The organism is Paractinoplanes maris, from assembly GCF_023544465.1.
Classification (GTDB): domain Bacteria; phylum Actinomycetota; class Actinomycetes; order Mycobacteriales; family Micromonosporaceae; genus Actinoplanes; species Actinoplanes maris.
Genome location: NZ_JALPVL010000005.1, coordinates 477,233 through 496,633 on the forward strand (window position 1 = coordinate 477,233; position 19,401 = coordinate 496,633).

Sequence of the window (19,401 nt, forward strand, 5' to 3'; positions counted from 1 at the left end):
CAGGACGCTGATCGTTGATCAGTTGCGCCGGCGGGCCATCCACTGCCAGATCGACAGGCCGTTCTGGCGGGGGTCGTTGCGGGCCACGTAGATCCAGGACCAGTGGCCGGGGAACTGGTGGCCGTCCCAGACGACGTTGTCGTAGAGGGTGAGCAGGGAGCCGTCGATCAGGTCGTGGGCGTGCAGGGTGTTGGGCTCGGGCGGCACGGTGTCGTCGTCGCGCGAGGTCACCAGCCAGGTCGGGGTGTCGATGGCCCGCAGCTCGGCGTCGGTGATCTGGCGGCCTCCACCGGGCTGCAGGGACTCCACGACGCCGCAGATCGGGACGGACGAGGCGAACAGGTCGGGGTACTCGACGGTCATCTTGAGGCTCATGTAGCCGCCGTTGCTGCAGCCGACCACGGAGATCCGGTCGTGGTCGATCGGGTGCCGGCGGGACACCTCGGCGATGATCCGGCGGATCTGCGGGGCGAAGCGGTCGCCGTCCTCCAGCCAGAACGACTGGCTCTGCGGGGCCACGACGTAGGCGCCGCCGAAGATCCGCTGGGCCTCGGGGGTGGCGAAGCCCAGCGCACCCCGGTTGGCCCGCAGTGTGGTCTCGTTGTCGTAGTAGTCGTCGGGCAGCGACGCGCCCTCTCCCCCACCGTGCAGCCAGACGACGAGCGGCCGCTTCCCGCGGCGCGACGGCGAGTACAGCCGGTATTTCATCCCCGACCCGGAGACGTGGTAGCTGAACGCGTCGACCTCGGGGTTCGACAGCCGCCCCTGCTGGAACCGGGTGAAGGTGACCGCGCGCCCGCGCACCACGATCGGCCGCGTCTGGGTGATCGTGTAGACCAGGTTCAGCCGCACGTTGCGGCCCCTGCTCGCGATGTAGCCGAGCGTCCCGCCGCCGGTCACTCCTTCGGCGTAGGCGAGCTCGAGCACGATGTTGCCGTCGCGGCCGACCCGGGCCGCGGTCACCGTCCGGTCCAGGTCGTACTCGCTGTAGATCTGGTCGCCGGGCGCGATCGGGATCGGGCTGGTGGCCTTGGCGTGCACGGTGAACGTGCCGGTGGTCAGGCTGGCCGGGTCGACGCGGCCGAGCCGGCCGGTGTCCAGGGTGACCGCGACGACCTGTTCACCGCCGTCGAGCGTCTCGGCGTCGAGGGTGAAGCGCACCTTGCTGGTGGTATGGCCCCCGGCCAGGGCGACCGCACCCGGCAGAGCCAGCCCGGCGGCGGCCCCCGCGCCGGCGGCCAGGACGGAGCGACGGCTGATCGGCGTGGCCATGAGGCCTCCCTGTTTCGAACCCGTTACCGAATGACACAGTGATGCCGGTCTATCACAGACCGATCACCGAGCGGAAGGGTGCGATGACGGCGAGACGCCTCGATCAGGCCGGGCTGCCCCCGTCGATCCAGCGACGGAGCAGCGCCGTGTCCGCCTCGGACCACGGCCCGTCGCACGGCATGGACCCGCGGGACACGGCCGCGTGGATGCTCTCCGCGTGGGCCCGGACGTCGTCGGCCGACCACAGGTCGAACATCCGGATCATGGAGTCGCGGTCCTTCTCGCGGAAGAGCGGGCGAATATCGGCGTCGAAGCTGGGTGTGGCGTCCGGCATGTCAGGGCCTCCTGCTGGATGGGCGTACGCGTACCAGGACCGGACGCCGGGACGAGTTGTGACCGGAGCTCACGACGGCCGGACGATCGGGAACAGGATGGTGTCCCGGATGCTCAGCCCGGTCAGGTTCATGACCAGGCGATCGATGCCCAGGCCCATGCCGCCGGTCGGGGGCATGCCGTATTCCAGGGCCATCAGGAAATCCTCGTCCACCTGCATCGCCTCGGGGTCGCCCGCCGCGGCCAGCAGCGACTGGGCCACCAGGCGCTCGCGCTGGTCGATGGGGTCGATCAGCTCGGAGTAGGCGGTGCCCTGCTCGGCGGCGAAGATGACCAGATCCCACTTCTCGGCCAGCCGCGGATCGTCGCGGTGCTGCCGGGTGAGCGGGGCGTTCTCCTTGGGGAAGTCGGTGTAGAAGACCGGCGTCGTGGTCGTGCTCTCGCACAGCTCGCTGTAGATCTCCTCGAGCACAAAACCCCAGCCGGCCTCGTCGGGCAACTCCAGGCCGATCTTGCCGGCGTACTGCAGCAGCGTGCTCAGCGGGGTGTCGGCCGTGACCTCTTCGCCCAGCTTCTCGGAGACCGCCACGGTGATCGGCTTGACCGGCCAGTCGCCCGACAGGTCGTACTCCTCGGTGCCCCGCCGGGCGATCGGCGCGCCGTACACGGCGGTGGCGGCCTCCTGGACGATCTCCTGGGTCAGCACCCGCATGGTGTTGTAGTCGCCGTAGGTCTCGTAGACCTCGAGCGAGGTGAACTCGGGGTTGTGCTTGAAGTCGGCGCCCTCGTTGCGGAACTGGCGGCCCACCTCGAAGACCTTTTCCAGGCCGCCGACGAGCAGCCGCTTGAGGTGCAGCTCGGTCGCGATCCGCAGGTACATGTCGAGGTCGTAGGCGTTGATGTGGGTCTCGAAGGGCCGGGCGTTGGCCCCGCCGTGCACCTGCTGGAGGACCGGCGTCTCGACCTCGATGAAACCGCGCCGGTGCAGGGACTCGCGGACGCTGCGGACCACAGTGGACCGCTGGTGGGCGATGTCGCGGGCGTCCGGCCGCACGATCAGGTCGACGTAGCGGAAGCGGATGCGCGACTCGGCGTCGGTCAGCCCGCTGTGCTTGTCGGGCAACGGCCGCAGCGACTTGCTGGTGATCCGCAGCAACGACGCGGCGACGGTCAGCTCGCCCTTGCGGGTCGTCATCACCTCGCCGGTCACGCCGACGTGGTCACCGAGGTCGACGTCGTCGTGCCACAACGCGGACGTCTCGGCCGGCACCTCGTCGGCGGCCACCATGATCTGCAGGTCACCGCTGCCGTCGCGCAGGGTGGCGAAACCGAGCCGGCCCAGGTCGCGCTTGAGGAGCACCCGGCCGACCACCGACACCGTCTTTCCGGTACGGGTACCGGGCGCGAGCTCCCCGGCCGAGGCGCGCACCTCGGCCAGTGTGTGGGTGCGCGGATGACCCACCGGGTACGGGTCGATGCCGCGCTCGCGCATCCGGCGCACCTTGTCCCGGCGTACGCGGACCTGCTCGGGCAACCGCATCGACGACAGCGCCGCGGCGAGCGCGTCCGGTGGCGCCGGGATCAGCGCGCGCACCTGGGCCGCGTAGTCGTCGCCGGCCCGGTCGAGCCCGTCCCCACCACCGCGGCCGAAGGCCAGGAAGCCTTCCGCGCTGCCGGCCGCCGTCCCCACCCGGGGCAGGTCGGAGGCGTACTCGAAACAGAGGAACCGGGGCTCCCAGTCCGGCAGATATTTCGCGTTGGAGCGGTAGAGCGACTCGAGCTGCCAGTTGCGGCCGGCCAGCACCAGCGATTGCCGCCACAGCCGGGCGATCGGGCCGGCCCCGATCTGTGCTCCCCGCTCGAACGCCTCGCGGAACATGGCGAAGTTGAGTGAGACCATCCCGGCCCGCCCGGCCAGCGCCGCGACCATCAGCTCGACCAGACCGTTGTCGGCACTCCGATCGCGGCGCATCAGGTCGAGGGAGAGCCCGGTCGGCCCCCACGGCACAAAGCTGAGGAACCCCCGCAGCCGCCCCTCGCCGTCGCGCGCCTGCACCATCACGCAGTCGTCGTCGAGCGGGTCACCCAGCCGCCCCAGCGCCATCGAGAAGCCCCGCTCGTCGCCGCCGTCACCGCGCCACCGGGCCGCGTCCGCGCTCATCGTGGCGAAGTCCTCGGGGGTCAGCTCGCCGTGCCGGCCGACCTTCGTCGTGTAGCCGCGCCGCTGCAACCGCGCGACCGACTGCCGCACGGCCTTCATACCCGGCTTGCTCAGCGAGAACGTCCGGAGATCGACGATGGCCTCGTCCCCGATCTCGTACGCGATGAGTCCGGCCTCGGCATAGGCGGTCGCTCCCTGACGACCGGCTCCCATCACCGCCAGCGACCACCCGCCGGACCGCGCCATCACTCGCCAGGCATCGATCGCGGCCGGCCACCGCGCCGGATCACCGACCGGATTCCCGCTGGCCAGAGCCACCGAGCCGACCACCCGGTAGGAGACGCCGGCGGTCGCCGTGGCCGGATCCCCGGTGTCCCAGACGACCGCCTTGTCGCGCCGGGTCGCGAAATACCCCAACGAGTCCTGGTCGCCGAACTCGCGCAGCAGCGTGCGCACCCGCGCCTCGTCGGCGACGTCGAGCATGTGGCTGGTCCGCGGCGGCCGGAACAGCAGATGCGCCGAGACCAGCACGACCGCCGCGCCGAGCAGGCCGGTCACCGCGTGCGCCCACCACGGCGAGGTGATAACCGGCCCGGCCGAGGGGCGGCCGAGGTCGCCCAGCATCGAGTCGAAGACGTGCAACGCGGCCGCGGGCAGGCCGGGTGAGGTGCCGAACGCCCGGACCAGCGCCGTACCGACCGTCAGCACCACCACTCCCCCGGCCAGGAAGCAGGCGACGGCGGCAGCCACACTGCCGGCGACCTGGCGCGACGAGAACTGGTGGCGGGCCCGGATCGCCACCACGGTCACGCCGGCCATCAGCACCAGACCGACGACCTGGGCCGCCTCGACCCCGGTGAACAGCGAGACCACCCGCCCGGCCTCGGGCAGCAGCAGCCACCAGACGAGCAGCAGCCACCACGCCGCGCGCAGCCGCCGGCGCAGGGCGACGCCCATGGCGAGCAGCAGTGCCGCGTACGTGAAACCGGGAACCACCGGGATCGTGAGCGCCGACACGACGTCCATCGGCATCGCGAAGTAGTGCCGCCAGGCCGGGATGACGGTGACCAGGATGCCCAGGCCGGCGAAGGTGAACATGGCCAGCGCGAACCGGTCGGGCCAGCGGTCGTCGTGCAGCCGTTCGACCGGCGCGGTCATGCGGGCACTCCTTGCGGTTCGGCGGCGGGCTGGATCTCGCCGTGCCGGGACAGGCTCACGGCGCCACCGACGGCGATGACGAATCCGGCGGCGGCCGCCCAGCCCCAGCCGGGACGCGGGCGGTCACCCAGCAGAAGAAGGCCGACGGCGGCCGGGGCGACGGTCTCGAGGACGACGAGCGGGGCGGTCGCCAGGGTCACCGAGCCCCGTTGCATGGCGATCGAGTAGGTCAGCAGGGCGACGGCACCGCCGATCAGCAGACCGTAGGTGGCGGGATCGGTGAGCACGCCGCGCACCGTCAAGGGGGCCGGCAGCACCCGGGTGGCCACCGCGACGAGGCCGTAACCGAGCCCGGCGACCGCACCCAGCGCCGCCGCACCCCCGAACCGGGCGACCGGGAAGGCGAGCGCGCCGAGCAGCACGGCCGACGCGAGCACCCCCCAGCCGAACGCGGCGGCCGGCTCGACCGGCTTGTCCTCGGCGGCGGACAGGCCGACCAGCACGAGACCGGCGATGACGACGCCGATGCCGACCACGTCACCGCGCCGCAGTCTCATCCGGAGCACGACCGCGCCCAGCACCGCGGTGACGGCCAGAAAACTCGCCACGACGGCCTGCACGACGAACAGCGGAAGCGTGCGCAGGGCGGCCAGCGAGAGCAGGAAGGCCAGCCCGTCGACGGCCAGGCCGAGCAGATAGAGCCACGACCGGGCGAGCCGCGCCGGCAGCCGCAGATCGAGCCCGGTGGCCGCGGGAGCCCGGCGGACGGCCAGCGCCTGCAGGACGGACGCGATGCCATAGCAGAGGGCCGACCCGAGCGCACCGACGAGCCCGACCCCCATGGGCCTGACCCTAGACGCGGTCCTGGCCGAAGGACAGGGTGTCGAAACTCCCACTCCGGCGGCCGGCGGCGGGCGAATGTCCTACTTGAGCGATCGGACGGCCTCGGTCATCAGCAGGGCCGCGAGCGGCACCTCGACGAGGACGGCCGAGGCCAGCGCCGGCCACAGCCCCGCCCGGTCGGTGGTCAGCAGGTCGAGACCGGCGTCGCAGACCAGCAGCACACCGAGCGCGAACGCGACCAGCGCCGCCTCCCGCCGCCGCCGGAGGACGAGGACCGCGGTGGTGACGAACATCGCCAGCAGCACCAGGTCGAAGCCCACCCACACCAGTCGCCAGTGACGCACGACATGGGTGTCGGGCAGGGTCGCGGCCAGGTAGCCGATCCACGGCACCAGCAGCACCGCGCAGGCCACCAGAACGGCCGCCCGCCATCGCCGCCGGCCCCCGGGAACCGCAAGCCGGCGGATCAGGTCCCGGCGCTGCCCCTCGGACATCGCGGCGATGTCGTCGTCGCTGATCACTCTGACGATCCTGTCACCGTCCCGGGCCGCAGACCCCCTTGTTGCGCCAGCAGCCCGGCCTGGGTGCGGTTGTCGCAGTTCAGCTTGACGAGCAGCCGGGAGACGTAGCCCTTCACGGTCGCCTCGGAGAGGTTGAGCCGCCGGGCGATGCGCAGGTTCGAGTCACCGGTGGCCAGGCCGGCCAGCACCTCGGTCTCGCGCTCGGTCAGGCGGCCCAGGAGTTCCCGTACGCGGTGCCGGTCGCCCGCCGCGCCGAGCAGACGCTGGGTGGCCACCGGAGAAAGCACCGTCCCGCCGCCGGCCGCGGCCCGCACCAGGTCGGCCAGGTCCTGCGGCTCGGTCGATTTGACCAGGAAGCCCGCCGCCCCGGCCCGCAGTGCCCGCAGCACGTACTCGTCGTGGTCGAACGTCGTCAGCACGACCATCCGCGGCGGCTCGGGGAAGCCGGCGATCCGCTCGATCGCCGTCAGACCGTCCACGTCCGGCATGCGCACGTCGATGAGCACGAGATCGGGGCGCAGCCGCACGACGGCCTCGACCGCCTCGGCACCGTCGTACGCCTCCCCGACCACCTCGATGTCGCCGGCCGCGGTCAGGATGGTCCGCAGGTGGGCACAGACCATCCGCTCGTCGTCCACGAGCAGCACGCGGATCATGGGCGCCCCGTCGGCACGTACGCGGGAAGCCTCGCGCTCACCCGGAACCCGCCCCCGGCGGTCGCGCCGGAATCGAGCGAGCCGCCGACCATCTCCACGCGGTAGCGCAGGCCGGTCAGCCCGCTGCCGCCGGACGGCAGCTCGCGCGGCCCGTGGCCGGCACCGTCGTTCACCACTTCCACGCTGATCCCCTCCTCGGCGTAGATGACCGTCACCGCGGTCGCGGCCCCCGGCGCGTGCTTGTGGACATTTGTCAGTGCCTCCTGCACTACCCGCACAATCGTGCGCCGTACCGCCGGGGAGGGCCGGCTCTCGTCGCCCGTGGTCGTCAGCCGCACCGGCAGCCCGACCGCCCGGGACTCCTCGACCAGCCCCGCGACGTCCCCCTCGAGGTCGCCGGCTGCGCCCTCGTGCCGCACCGGATCACCGCCGTCGCGCAGCACCCCGACCAGATCGCGCAGCTCGGTCAGCGCCTGCACGCCGGCCACCCGCAGCTCCTCAGCCGCCCGGCGGGTGGGGTCGTCGGGCGCGGTCATCCGCAGCGAGCCCGCCTGCAGCACCATCAGGTTGAGCCGGTGGGTGACCACGTCGTGCATCTCGCCGGCCAGCCGCACCCGCTCGTCGGCCCGAGCCTGCTCGACGGCCCGCAGCGTCGCCTCGGCGGCCAGCGTCACCCGGGCCCGGGCATAGAGGCCGAGCAGGGCCGAGCACAGGATGACGACCGGCCCGGACAAGGGGTCGGCGATCTCCCAGGCGCGCGCCCCGACCAGGAAAGTGACGACCAGCAGGCCGACCACCACCCAGGGACGCCACCGGGCGCGAGCCCCGGTGAAGGCGATCACGGCGTACGGGGCCAGGACCGTCGCCCACACCGGCACGAACACGTTCAGGACGACCAGGACACCGGCCGTCAGATAGGGCCACCGCCGGCGTACGAGAAGGGCCGCCGCCCCGGCGATCTGCGCGGTGACCGGGAACCAGCCCGGATCCCGGAGCTCCAGCACGGCGCCCACGACCGCGGCCGTCACCGCGAGCACGATGTCGATCGCGCTGTCGAGGACCCGGTGCCGGCGCATGCCCTGGAGCATACGAAAGTAGGTCCGGGAGGCGACTCGCGGCGCTATCGGCGAGGCCGGCGCCTGCGGAACGCTCGATCCATGGCACGCCGCATCCACGAACTCGACGCTCTCCGCGGGCTCGCCCTGGCCGGCATCGTCGAGTTCAACATCGTCCAGATGACCGGCTTTCCCCGGCCCGAGGGTCCGGCGGGCGACCACCCCGGGGCGTACGTCTGGGAGGCGCTGTTCATCCAGCGACCCTTCCCGATCTTCTCGTTCCTGTTCGGGATCAGCTTCGCGCTCTTCCTGCGGACGGCCGGCAACCGCACCGACCGGCCGCGTCTGGTCCTCCTGCGCCGCCTGCTGTGGCTGGGTGTCTTCGCCGCCCTGCACACGCTGCTGCAGCCGGGTGAGGTGCTCAAGTTCTACGCCTTGTTCGGCATCGTCGTGCTGCTGCCCGCGTCCTACCTCTCCCGGCGCTGGGTGCTGGGGCTGGGCATCGTGCTGACCGTGGCCGCCGGGCTCACGTTCAACGGGCTCTTCATCATCCCCGGCCTGTTCCTGCTGGGCCTGGCCACCGCGCGATACGGCATCCCGGACACCCTCGACCGGCGCACCCGTCAGTTGTGGATCGCGTTCGCCGGCGCCGTGCCGGCGGCCGCCGTGCTGCTCTGGCTGCAATGGCGCGCGGGCGTCGGGCACATCGCCAACTACCGGATCCTCCCGGCCGGCACCGTCTGCGCGTTCCTTGTCACCGTGGCGTTCCTGCTCATCATGCGTACGCCGGTGCGCCGCCCGATCGACACGGTGCTCGGCCCGATGGGGCGGATGGCCCTCACCAACTACGTCCTGGCGTCGGTGCTGATCCTCATCGCCGACCGCATCCTGGACCTCGGCGGCGCCACCGGCTTCGCTCCCATCGTCTGGACGGGGCTGACGATCGGGATGGTCCAGGCCGCCCTCAGCGTCGTCTGGCTGCGCCGGTTCCGCTACGGTCCGCTCGAGTGGCTGTGGCGGTGCCTGACCTGGTGGCAGCTGGTCCCGATCCGCGCCGAGGCCTCCGAGCGGGCCGGCGCCCGGTGAGGCAGGCACCGGCCTGGTAGGCGTCCGGTCAGGCCCGTCCCGATGAACGCGGACCGGCCACCGTGCCCGCCCGGGTCAGAATGTTTCCGTAAAGACCCAACCGATCGTCGTCCATCTCGCGTCGGATACGCAGTGACGGTGACAGGGAGCGGGGCGGCGGATGCCGAAGAGAACCGACGGTGAGTACCTGGCCTTCGTGCGGGGCCGGGTGACCGGCCTGCGACGGGCGGCCTATCTGCTCTGCGGTGACTCGCACGGCGCGGACGACATAGTGCAGGAGACGCTGACCAAGCTGTACACGCGCTGGCCGCGGATCAGCTACGTCGAGAACCTCGACGCCTACGTCAACACGATGCTCGTCCGGGTCTTCCTCGACGAGCGGCGGCGCGGCTGGTGGAAGGTCGCTCTGCTCGACTGGCTGCCCGAGCGGGCCACGCCGGGGCCACCGGCCGCCGGCGTCGAGGACCGGTCGGTGGTGCACACGGCCCTGATGGGCCTGCCGCCGCGCCAGCGGGCGGTCGTCGTGCTGCGCTTCCTGTGCGATCTGCCGGTCCGGGACGTGGCCCACCAGCTCGGCTGTTCCGAGGGCACGGTGAAGAGCCAGACCGCCCACGCGCTCGACCGGCTCCGCCGGGCTTTCGACGAGCTGCCCGGCACCGTCACCGTCCAGGACCGGCGATGACGGAGGAGAAGAGAGACATGACCGAGGACGACCGCGCGGTGCGGATTCTGCGCACGATGCCCGACGAGCCGCCGCTGCCGTCGACGGTGGACCTGCCCCGCACGATGGCTGAGGGCCGGCGGCGGCGCCGCGTGCGCCGCTGGTCCGGCGGTGTGGCCCTGGCCGCGGTGACCGCGGTGGCGGCGGGCGGCGGCACGGTGGCCGTGGCGGCGCTGCGTGACGGCCCGGCCCCGGTACCCACCCCGACGGTCACGGCGACGTCGTCCCCGGCCACCGTCGCGGCCGCCCCGCCGCCCGTCCCGAAGGACTGCCGGGTGACGCTGCTGCCCAGCGGCGGGATCAAGAAGGCACTGGTCACCGCGGGTGACCCGAGCGGGCGTTACCTGGCCGGGCGGGTCTACCCACCGACCGGCGTGCACACGGTGTTCTGGAAGGACGGCGTGCTCCAGCCGGTGCCGCCGATGCCGGGCGCCGACGCGGGATTCCGCGACATCAACTCGTCCGGCGTCGCGGTCGGCTCCAGCTACGAGGGCGACGTCCAGTACGCGTACGTGTTGACGGACGGCGCCGTGACCCGCCTGCGCGGCGGCCCGGCTGCGGCCGGTGCCATCAACGACAAGGGTGTCATCGCCGGCACGCTGGGCGAGCCCGGGTTGGACGGGGTGCCGGTCAGGTGGAAGTCGGCCCGGGCGACACCCACGAAGCTCAAGCTTCCGGCCGGCTACACCACCGGCAATGCCGACGTCATCGGCGAGGACGGCACCATTGTCGGCTCCGTCCATCGCAAGAACTCGGAGGGCACGGCCTATCTGTGGCTGCCCGACGGCAGCGGGCGGCTGCTGCCCCGGCCCGGCCCGGCCGATTTCTTCTGGGCCGACTCGATCAGCAACGGCTGGTTGTTCGGCCGGGCGGTGGACGACGCCGACGACGGCTCCACCCGCGACTTCACGTCGTATCGGTACTCCATCGCCACCGGGAAGTTTGTGAGGCTGGCAACCGAGCTGTCCCCGACCGCGCTCGGCGCCGAGAACGGCTGGGTGGCCGGCACCAGCACCGGTCCGGTCGTCATCGCCGGCCGCACGGTGGTGAAGCTGCCGGCGTACAAAGGCATGAAGGACTACATGGTGACCGCCTTCAGCGCCGACGGTAAGACGGCCGCCGGCTACACCCACGACTCGAGCGAGACCGAGGCGGCCGCCAACCGTCCGCTGCGATGGACCTGCCGCTAGATCACCGGCGGCCCTTCAGCCACGGGCGCAGGACCGCCGGCTGCTCGTCGGTGAAGACCGGGTACGCGTCACCCGTCCAGCATGACGCGACTGGCGATGAAAAGGTTTTCAGACCCGATTCCGCTTCCACTGCAGAGATCAGGGTCGATGCCTTGACATCGGTCTGCAACGGATTTCAGACTGACCGGCGTGGCAGTGACCATCCGTGAGGTCGCCCGCGTGGCCGGTGTCTCGGCGGCCACGGTCACCCGCGCGCTGTCCACACCGGAGGTCGTCCGGCCGGCCACCCGGCAACGGGTCCGGGAGGTCGCGGCCAGTCTCGGCTACCACCCCAACCGGGCCGCGCGCGGGCTGATCACCGGGCGCACCGGCAACTTCGGGCTGCTCGTGCCCGACCTGGCCAACCCGTTCTTCCCGAGCATCGTCAAGGGGGTACAGGGGCGCGCGCACGAGGCCGACCACGCGGTGTTCCTGGCCGACACCGACGAGGACCCGGCGGCCGAGGCCGGCCTCGTGCGCAAGCTGGCCAAGCAGGTCGACGGCATCGTGCTGTGCTCGCCCCGGATGGCCGAGCCCGAGCTGCGCGCGCTGGCCGGCGAGGTCCCGACGGTGCTCGTCTATCGCCGGGTGCCCGGTGTCCCGTCCGTGACGGCCGAGTTCCTCGACGGCATGCGCCAGGCGGTCAGTCACCTGACCGCGCTCGGGCATCGGCGCATCGCCTACGTGGCCGGGCCGCGCACGTCGTGGGCCAACCGCGAGCGGGTCCGCTCGCTCCGGGCGGTCACCCGCCGGAGCGAGGTCGAGCTGACCGAGATGGGCAACGTGATCCCGCAGTTCCCGGGCGGCGTGTCCGTGGCCGACCGCGTGCTGGCGGCCGGCGTGACCGCCGTGATCGCCTACAACGACCTGGTCGCGCTGGGCCTGCTGCACCGGTTCGCGGCCCGCGGGGTCGCGGTGCCCGACGACATCAGCGTGCTCGGTTTCGACGACATCCCCCTGGCCGAGATGGTCCATCCCGCGCTCACCACCGTCGCCCTGCCCAAGGAGGAGGCCGGCCAGGCCGGCGTGGACCTTCTCCTGCACCTGCTGGACCGCCGGACGGCCGTCCGGCGTGAACTGCCCACCCAACTGATGGTGCGGGGCTCCACCGGTCCCGCCCGCTGACGAAGGGCACCGACATGGCTCGTACGAGAATCGCGCTCGCCGCCGCCGTCACCCTGCTGGTCCCGGCTGTGGAGCACCGGAGAGTCCGAACAGCGGCGGCGGCACCACCGACGGCCCGGTGCCGGACAAGCCCGACCGCGCCGTCACGCTGAACATCCTCGATGTGGCCGGAAACCTCCAGCTGACCCAAGGCATGATCGACGACTACGCGTCCCGCACCAAGGATCAGATCGAGAAGGTCACCTACTCCAAGGCGACCGCGCCCGAACTGGTCGGCAAGGTCAAGGCGCAGCAGGCGGCCGGCCGGGTCGACATCGACCTCGTGCTGACCGGCGTCGACGGTCTGGCCGCGGGCATCGATCAGGGGTTGTGGACGGCGGTGCTGCCCACGCAGGCGTCGCGGCTGCCGGGCATGAGCGACTACCTGCCCGGCGCGGCGGCCATGCAGAAGCTCGCGGGTGACTTCGGCGTGACGGTCACCTATTACCCGTCCGGACCGCTGATCGAGTATCTGCCGGGCACGGTGCCGGATCCGCCGAAGACGGCGGAACAGCTGCTGGCGTACGCGAAAGCCAACCCCGGGGCGGTGCAGTACGCCCGCCCGTCCAACTCCGGACCCGGCCGCACCTTCCTGATGGGCTTGCCCTACCTGCTCGGCGACAGCGATCCCAAGGACCCGGTCAACGGCTGGTCCAAGACCTGGGCCTACCTGGCCGAGCTCAACAAATACGTGACCCTGTACCCGTCGAGCACGTCCGAGACGATGAAGAACCTGGCCAACGGCTCGGCAAAAATCATCGCCACCACGACCGGCTGGGACATCAACCCGCGCGTGCTCGGCACGGTGCCCAAAGAGGCGCGGGTCGGCACCCTCGACGGCTTCCACTGGGTGACCGACGCCCACTACGCGGTCATCCCCCGCGGCGTCCCGGTGGCCAAGCAGGCGGCGATCCTCAACCTGCTGAAGGACATGCTCACCCCGCAGCAACAGGCCAAGGCGTACGACCAGGGCTACTTCTACCCCGGCCCGGCGGTCAAGGACGTGACGCTGAGCATGGCCCCCGCCGGGAGTCAGCAGGCGCTGGCCGAGTACGGCCGGCCCGAGTACGACCAGCTGATCGCGAGCAACCCGGTCGAGGTGCCGCTCGACGCCAAGTCGCTGGTGGCCGCGTTCGACCGATGGGACCGGGAGATCGGCGGCGCGAAGGTGAAGAAGTGAGCGGCTTCGACGAGCTGCGCCTGGACGGCGTCCGGCGCCGGTTCGGCGGCCAGGACGCCCTGGCCGGGCTGAGCCTGACGATCCGGCGCGGCGAATTCATCGCGCTGCTCGGGCCGTCGGGCTGCGGGAAGTCGACCGCGCTGAACTGCCTGGCCGGACTGCTGCCGCTGTCCGAGGGCAGCATCTGGCAGGACGGGACGCGGCTCGACACGCTGCCGCCGGAGCGGCGCGGCTTCGGCATGGTGTTCCAGAACTACGCGCTCTTCCCGCATCTGCCGGTGCGCAGGAACATCTCCTTCGGCCTGCAGATGCGGCGGTTGCCCCGCGACGAGGTCCGCCGCCGCACCGATGAGGCGCTCCGGCTCGTACGGCTGGAGGAGCATGCCGGGAAGCTGCCGGGCCAGCTCTCCGGCGGCCAGCAGCAGCGGGTGGCCATCGCCCGCGCGGTGGTGCTGGAACCGTCGCTGGTGCTGATGGACGAGCCGCTGTCCAACCTGGACGCCAAGCTGCGGCTGGAGATGCGCACCGAGATCCGGCGCCTGCATCAGACCCTCGGCCTGACCACGGTTTACGTGACCCACGACCAGGAGGAGGCGTTGTCGCTCGCGGACCGCCTGGTGGTGCTGCGGGACGGGCGGGTGGAGCAGATCGGTACGCCGCAGGAGCTGCACGAGCGGCCGGCCAACCGGCACGTCGCCGACTTCATGGGCTACCGGAATCTGCTGCCCATGAAGGTGAAGGCGGTGCACGGCTCGACCGTGACCGTCGACGGGTCCGGCCTGACGCTGGAAGGCGTGGCGGTCGGGGCGCTGTCCCCGGGCGACGACGTGCTGGCCGGGATCCGCCCGGAGGACTTGCACGCCGGCGAGCACGGCGTGCCGGTCACGGTCGAGGTCGTCGAATATCAGGGGCGCGAACTGGCTGTCGAAGCGCGTACCTCGGCCGGCGTGGCGGTGCACCTGCGGGCGATCACGCGTCCGGCACCGGGTGACCAGATCGCGGTGACCGCCGAACCCGCCCGCGTCCTGGTGTTTCCGTCGTGACCCGGGTGGCGCTGAGGCACCGGTTGGCCGAACGCGGCATCGACCGGCAACTGTGGTTGCTCGTCCCCGGACTGGCGTGCGTGCTGGCCCTGTTCGTCTACCCCTTCGCGTACGGGATCGGTCTGTCCTTCCAACCGGCGCAGGGCGGCGTGTTCGGGGCCTATCGCGAGTTCTTCACCGACGCCTATCAGCGCGACACCATCGCGACGACGCTCGGGCTGTCGCTGCCGGCGGCGATCCTCAACGTGGCGGCGTCGGTGCCCATCGCCTATCGCATGCGTGGGCGGTTCCGCGGCAAGCGGCTGCTGACCACGATCCTGGTCGTGCCGATCACGCTGGGGACCGTGCTGACGGCCGAAGGGTTGCTCAACTATCTGGGGCCGGCCGGGTGGTTCAACCGGTTCCTGATGGCGGTGGGCCTCCTGGACGAGCCGGTGCGCCTCACCAACAACTACTGGGGTGTCTTCTTCTCGCTGGTGATCACCGGTTTCCCGTTCGCGTTCCTGCTGATCCTGTCCTACCTCTCGGGCATCGACCCGACCCTGGAGAGGGCGGCGGCGACGCTGGGCGCGGGCTGGTGGCAGCGATTCCGGCGGATCACCCTGCCGCTGCTGGCGCCGGGGCTGGCGACCACGTTCTGCCTGACGTTCGTGCTGGCGTTCAGCGTGTTCCCGTCGGCGGTGCTGGTGGGCGACCCGGCCGGGACCACCCGGGTCATCTCGATCGCGGCCTACCACGCGGCATACGAGGCCTACGACTATCCGCTGGGCAGCGCCATCGCCGTGGTCATGGGGGTGGTCGAGCTGTTCGTGGTGGCGGTGGTGCTCGGCCTGCGGTCGCTGCTCTACACCGGCTCGACAGGGGGTAAAGGCTGATGACACTGGTCTCGGAGAAGACGGCGGCACGTCCCATCGTCGCCTCGCCGGCCGCGTGGCTCGTCTGGGGTGCGGTGGCGTTCTTCCTGATCAACCTGGCCGGTGTGATCGGCTCGGTGGTGGTCAACTCGGTGGGCCGGCGCTGGTTCGACACGTGGCTGCCCGAGGGCTGGACGACCCAGTGGTACGCCTCCGCGTGGACCGAGTTCGGCCTGCTCGACGTGCTCCTGGTGACGCTCGAGGTGGCCGTGCTGGTGGTCGGCATCTCGGTGCTGGTGGGCGTGCCGGCGTCGTACGTGCTGGCGCGCCGCTCCTTCCCCGGCCGCCGGCTGGTCTACCTGTTGTTCCTGCTGCCGATCCTGATGCCCCCGATCACGTACGGGATCCCGCTGGCCACGGTCCTCTACAAGTACGGCTTCGCGGGCCACCTGGCCGGCGTGGTGCTGGCCAACCTGGTGCCGTCGATCCCGTTCGTGATCCTGACGATGACGCCCTTCATCGAGCAGATCGACCCGACCATGGAGAAGGCGGCCCGGATGTGCGGGGCCCGCACCGGGCAGATCTTCGGCCGCATCCTGGCGCCGTTGCTGGTGCCGGGCATCCTGGCCGCCTCGATCCTGGTGCTGGTGCGGACGGTGGGGATGTTCGAGCTGACGTTCCTGACCGCCGGGCCGGACTCGCAGACGCTGGTGGTGGCGCTCTACTACTCGATGTCGGCGGCGGGGATCCGGGCTCAGCAGTCGGTCGACGCGATGGCCGTGCTCTACACGGCGTCCATGCTGGTGCTGCTGGTTGTCGCGCTGCGGTTCGTCAACCCGACTCAGCTGGTCGCCCGGGTCAAGGAGGAGCCGGATTGACCGAGGATCGACCACAGGAACAGCGCGGGCGCGGCCAGGAGGATTCCGGTGAGCACGGCCGGGCCGATGAGGTCGCCCACCGGGACCGGCGGGGCCTCGGCGACGGCGACGGCGCAGTCCCGGTACGCGGTGACAACTCCCTGGGTGAGCACCGGGTCCGGGAGCTGCCAGTGCAGATCGGCCAGCTCCTTGATGGCCGCCGTCTCGCGGTAGAGCATCGGCAGCGTGCTGAGCGCGAGCATCCAGTTGCCCGTCCGGGTGGCGAGAGGCCGGCTCGCGGCCAGCGCGGTCAGCGTGATGGCCGCCAGGAAGGCCACTGCCCCGGGCGCGGCCGCCGTGACCCGGCCGGGCTCCTCGGCGGCCGCGGTGATCGGGCGGAACCAGATCAGGGCCGCCAGACAGCCGACCGGCACCAAGACCAAGGCGATCTGGCCCTGGTGGGTCCGCGAGCGGCGTACGGCTTGGACGGCCGCCACGAGGGCGGCGCAGCGCAGGAGAGCCGCCCCCTGCTGAGCGTGCAGCTGACCGCGCCAGAAGTCGTAGTGGGCGGTGGAGGGGCAGCCGTCCGCGGCCGCCCAGGCGCCGGCGGGATAGGGCGTGAGCCGGCCCACCAGGTCGACCACGGCTCCGGCGGTCAGAAGCAGGGCGAAGGCCGTCAACGCCCGGCGTACGGCGGATGGCGCGGCCCGGCCGTCCCACGCGACCCAGCCGGCCAAGGCCGCCGTGGCCAGCGTTCCGGCGGCGTAGCGCAGATCAGGCTGGTCGAGCACGGTAGCCACGACCGCGACACCCACGAAAGCAGCCACCATCAGCGGGAACGGTCGCACTCTGGCATCTTCTGTCATGGCGAGGCCCGGCGCCGGTGAATGCCGATGCCGGTGCGCCGGGATCGGGTTCTCGAGCCCCGGCCGTGCTCGGCTGCAACGAGCCAGATTCCTTGTCGCGTGCTGTCGGATCCGCGGTGATCCGTTCGTAGATCGGTGAAGAGCTCGGCCGAGGGGCCGGGCCGGAGGAACGATGGGTTACCCATGAGGTCATTGCGCTTCGGAGTTGTTGCTCCGATCATCACCGACGTGCCGGCGTGGCTCGACCAGCTGCGTGGTCTGGCCGACAGCGGCTACTCGACGATCCTGATGCCGGACGTGCCGCAGTGGCAGCCGGCTCCGGGCCCGGCGCTGGCGGTTGCGGCCACCATCACCGATCTCCGAGTGGGCACCTGGGTGTATGCGTCGCCCGTACGGCCGGCTTGGATCACCGCGTGGGAAGCGCACTCGCTGACCGTGCTCACGGACGGCCGCTTCGAGATGGGCATCGGCACCGGGCGGCCCGGGATCGCCGGTCAGCTCCGCGAGCTCGGCCTGCCCGCGGTGCCCGCGAACGACCGATCGGGCCAGGTGCGCGAGATTCTCACGGCCTTGCGGGAGCTCGACGGCCCGGACCGGCACACTCCGGTGGCGATGGCCGTCGGTGGTCCCCAGGCGCAAGCGCTGGCGGCCGAGCTCGCCGACACGGTGACCTTCGTGATGCCGCACACCGAGACACGCGCCGAGACGACGCGACGGGTCCGCGCGTTCGACAACCGGCGCGATCTGGAGCTCGCTGCGCACGTCCCGGTGATCGGCGACGCGGTCGCCCCCTTCATGGCCGGTCCGGACACCGACACCGCCGCCATCCGGGCCGCCGACTCGCTGGCCTTCCTCCCGAGTGACCCCGCCGCGGCCATCGACGAGATCCACCGGCGACGCGAGGAGATCGGTTTCACGTACTTCGTGTTCGGCGCGGACGTCGCCGCTCCCCTGGCCCCGGTCGTCGCCGAACTGGCCGGACGGTAATGAAGCAGGAAAGCCCCGGCTGGAGTGTCAGCCGGCTTGTTTCCAGGTCACAGTGATCGCGCCTCTTGTTGTGGTGGGCGTGGAGGCCACGCCAGGACGTGACTCGTCTTCGCACTCCTCATTTGGTAGCGAGTGACGGCCCAGGGTGTCTTCTCGCTGGAGAGGTTGTAGCCGGCGGTGGAAGGCTGGGTCACCGCGCATCCGTCCACGTAGTGCAAGGTGGCAGCGGCCTGACCGAAGGTGAAGACCGGGAACTTCGGCAGTGGGCCGTTCGGGCCGTCGGTGGGCTATTTCACCGTGGGTCGTTCCAGGATGCATTCGCCGGACATGGGAGCGGTCTTCGCCGCCTCCCGTCGTTGGTAATACCATTTTCCGATCGCCGGTGTATTGCGACCATGGGCCCAGGTTCTGCAGGTCGTAGAGTACGTCCTTGCCGGCCCCCGCCCAATGCGCGGCGTTGGCCGAGGTCACCACCAATTTTTCGGCTGCTGCGGCTGGGGACGTGGACCCGGCGAAGGCGCCGGCCACCGTGAGGGACAGCGTGGCGACAGCCGCCGTAATTCGCTTCACAATGAGCCTTTTCCATCCTCAGTAGACCGGGTACTCGATGTGATGCAGAACCAGGATGGCCTTCACCATCGAGGTCGTCCGGCAAGGACTACAGCGCAGCTTGACCAGGATTTTCCAGGTCTTGAGGATGGCGACTGCGCGTTCACCGCGAGCGCGGACACGGGCGTGGGACCTATTCACGGCCTTCAGTCGGCGTGACAGCTTGGGCCGGTAGCGGTGTCGTTTGAACGGGGTGCGGATGGTGCCGCCGGCGCCCTGGTACGCCTTGTCGGCGAAGGTCATCACGTTCGCGCTTGTCAGTGCGTCGATGATGTCGTGGGTTCGGGCGGCGGTCAGGTCGTGCGTCGAGCCGGGCAGAGCTTGCGACGCCCACACGAGGCGGCCGGCCGGGTCTGCGATGACCTGGACGTTCATGCCGTGCCGGCGGTGTTTGAGCCGGAGTAGTACGGCTTCTGATCGGCGACGCGGTCGATCGGTATCAGAGTGCCATCGAGGATGGCGTACGCCAGCCGGCGGATCCTGCTCATCGCCGTTTGTAGGTCGTCGGCGGTCGCGGCGAGCAGGGCGATCGCCTCGCGGATGTAGCGCCAGGCGGTGGCCACGCCCACGTCGAATCCGGCGGCTAGGCGGGTGAGGGTGTCGCCGTTACGCAAGTGGGCCAGGGCGAGCAGCGCTTGCCGGCCGGGGTCGAGGCGCCGCCATCGGGATCGTCGCTGGTGGCGATGGGTCCGAATCAGATCGGCGAGGTGGTTCAGCGATCGGGTGGACAGCGGGATCGTGGCAGGATAAGACAGCAACGAGGCTCCCGGTAGGGGCTGTTTCTTGGTCGATTGCTTGTCTTACCG

The 19,401-nt window shown here is 71.1% G+C and carries 17 protein-coding genes and 1 pseudogene; 9 read left to right on the forward strand and 9 right to left on the reverse strand.

Annotated elements, in window-relative coordinates; all coding sequences use genetic code 11:
- Positions 1-18 precede the first annotated feature (18 nt).
- From NAG42_RS17310 to NAG42_RS17340, 7 genes are all read right to left on the reverse strand, one after another.
- The gene (locus tag NAG42_RS17310) at positions 19-1,272 is read right to left on the reverse strand and encodes a prolyl oligopeptidase family serine peptidase (protein ID WP_250031324.1); all 1,254 of its coding nucleotides are present in this window, start codon (positions 1,270-1,272) and stop codon (positions 19-21) included.
- Between the two features lie 103 nt (positions 1,273-1,375).
- Positions 1,376-1,606 (reverse strand): hypothetical protein, encoded by a 231-nt coding sequence (locus NAG42_RS17315; protein ID WP_250031325.1) that lies wholly within the window; start codon positions 1,604-1,606, stop codon positions 1,376-1,378.
- A gap of 69 nt (positions 1,607-1,675) precedes the next feature.
- Entirely contained in the window at positions 1,676-4,924 is a 3,249-nt protein-coding gene (gene lysX, locus NAG42_RS17320) for a bifunctional lysylphosphatidylglycerol synthetase/lysine--tRNA ligase LysX (protein ID WP_250031326.1), read from the reverse strand.
- Positions 4,921-5,766, reverse strand: a complete 846-nt coding sequence (locus tag NAG42_RS17325) for a DMT family transporter (protein WP_250031327.1) — start codon at positions 5,764-5,766, stop codon at positions 4,921-4,923. Before NAG42_RS17325 ends, lysX begins: the two co-directional genes overlap by 4 nt.
- A gap of 81 nt (positions 5,767-5,847) precedes the next feature.
- On the reverse strand, positions 5,848-6,288 hold the full coding sequence (locus tag NAG42_RS17330) for a hypothetical protein (protein WP_250031328.1): 441 nt from the start codon (positions 6,286-6,288) through the stop codon (positions 5,848-5,850).
- Complete coding sequence (locus NAG42_RS17335; RefSeq protein ID WP_250031329.1) at positions 6,285-6,944, reverse strand: response regulator; 660 nt, start codon at positions 6,942-6,944, stop codon at positions 6,285-6,287. Before NAG42_RS17335 ends, NAG42_RS17330 begins: the two co-directional genes overlap by 4 nt.
- Positions 6,941-8,020 (reverse strand): sensor histidine kinase, encoded by a 1,080-nt coding sequence (locus NAG42_RS17340; RefSeq protein ID WP_250031330.1) that lies wholly within the window; start codon positions 8,018-8,020, stop codon positions 6,941-6,943. The genes NAG42_RS17335 and NAG42_RS17340 overlap by 4 nt, the downstream gene beginning before the upstream one ends.
- Before the next feature lie 81 nt (positions 8,021-8,101).
- On the opposite strand from NAG42_RS17340, the gene NAG42_RS17345 reads away from it, so the two are divergent.
- The 8 genes from NAG42_RS17345 to NAG42_RS17380 all read left to right on the forward strand — a co-directional run bounded on the left by NAG42_RS17345 (position 8,102) and on the right by NAG42_RS17380 (position 16,154).
- A complete protein-coding gene (locus NAG42_RS17345) occupies positions 8,102-9,085 on the forward strand; it encodes a DUF418 domain-containing protein (RefSeq protein ID WP_250031331.1) in 984 nt (327 codons plus the stop codon).
- A gap of 160 nt (positions 9,086-9,245) precedes the next feature.
- Positions 9,246-9,767, forward strand: coding sequence for a SigE family RNA polymerase sigma factor (locus tag NAG42_RS17350; RefSeq protein WP_250031332.1), 522 nt, complete (start codon positions 9,246-9,248; stop codon positions 9,765-9,767).
- A 17-nt stretch (positions 9,768-9,784) separates the two neighbouring features.
- Positions 9,785-10,996 (forward strand): hypothetical protein, encoded by a 1,212-nt coding sequence (locus NAG42_RS17355; protein ID WP_250031333.1) that lies wholly within the window; start codon positions 9,785-9,787, stop codon positions 10,994-10,996.
- Between the two features lie 189 nt (positions 10,997-11,185).
- The gene (locus NAG42_RS17360; protein WP_250031334.1) at positions 11,186-12,160 is read left to right on the forward strand and encodes a LacI family DNA-binding transcriptional regulator; all 975 of its coding nucleotides are present in this window, start codon (positions 11,186-11,188) and stop codon (positions 12,158-12,160) included.
- A 118-nt stretch (positions 12,161-12,278) separates the two neighbouring features.
- On the forward strand, positions 12,279-13,379 hold the full coding sequence (locus tag NAG42_RS17365) for an extracellular solute-binding protein (protein ID WP_250031335.1): 1,101 nt from the start codon (positions 12,279-12,281) through the stop codon (positions 13,377-13,379).
- A complete protein-coding gene (locus tag NAG42_RS17370) occupies positions 13,376-14,422 on the forward strand; it encodes an ABC transporter ATP-binding protein (RefSeq protein ID WP_250031336.1) in 1,047 nt (348 codons plus the stop codon). The genes NAG42_RS17365 and NAG42_RS17370 overlap by 4 nt, the downstream gene beginning before the upstream one ends.
- Positions 14,419-15,297, forward strand: coding sequence for an ABC transporter permease (locus NAG42_RS17375; RefSeq protein ID WP_250031337.1), 879 nt, complete (start codon positions 14,419-14,421; stop codon positions 15,295-15,297). Before NAG42_RS17370 ends, NAG42_RS17375 begins: the two co-directional genes overlap by 4 nt.
- Positions 15,297-16,154: an ABC transporter permease gene (locus tag NAG42_RS17380; protein ID WP_250031338.1), complete on the forward strand. Its 858-nt coding sequence runs from the start codon at positions 15,297-15,299 to the stop codon at positions 16,152-16,154. Before NAG42_RS17375 ends, NAG42_RS17380 begins: the two co-directional genes overlap by 1 nt.
- On the opposite strand, the gene NAG42_RS17385 is transcribed toward NAG42_RS17380, so the two are convergent.
- Positions 16,118-16,981 (reverse strand): hypothetical protein, encoded by an 864-nt coding sequence (locus NAG42_RS17385; protein WP_250031339.1) that lies wholly within the window; start codon positions 16,979-16,981, stop codon positions 16,118-16,120. The genes NAG42_RS17380 and NAG42_RS17385 overlap by 37 nt on opposite strands.
- A gap of 201 nt (positions 16,982-17,182) precedes the next feature.
- Between NAG42_RS17385 and NAG42_RS17390 the strand changes: the two genes are divergently transcribed.
- Positions 17,183-17,986, forward strand: coding sequence for an LLM class flavin-dependent oxidoreductase (locus tag NAG42_RS17390; RefSeq protein WP_250031340.1), 804 nt, complete (start codon positions 17,183-17,185; stop codon positions 17,984-17,986).
- 588 nt (positions 17,987-18,574) lie between these two features.
- Here the strand turns inward: NAG42_RS17390 and NAG42_RS17395 are convergent.
- Positions 18,575-19,353: pseudogene (locus tag NAG42_RS17395) on the reverse strand (transposase family protein).
- Between the last annotated feature and the right edge of the window lie 48 nt (positions 19,354-19,401).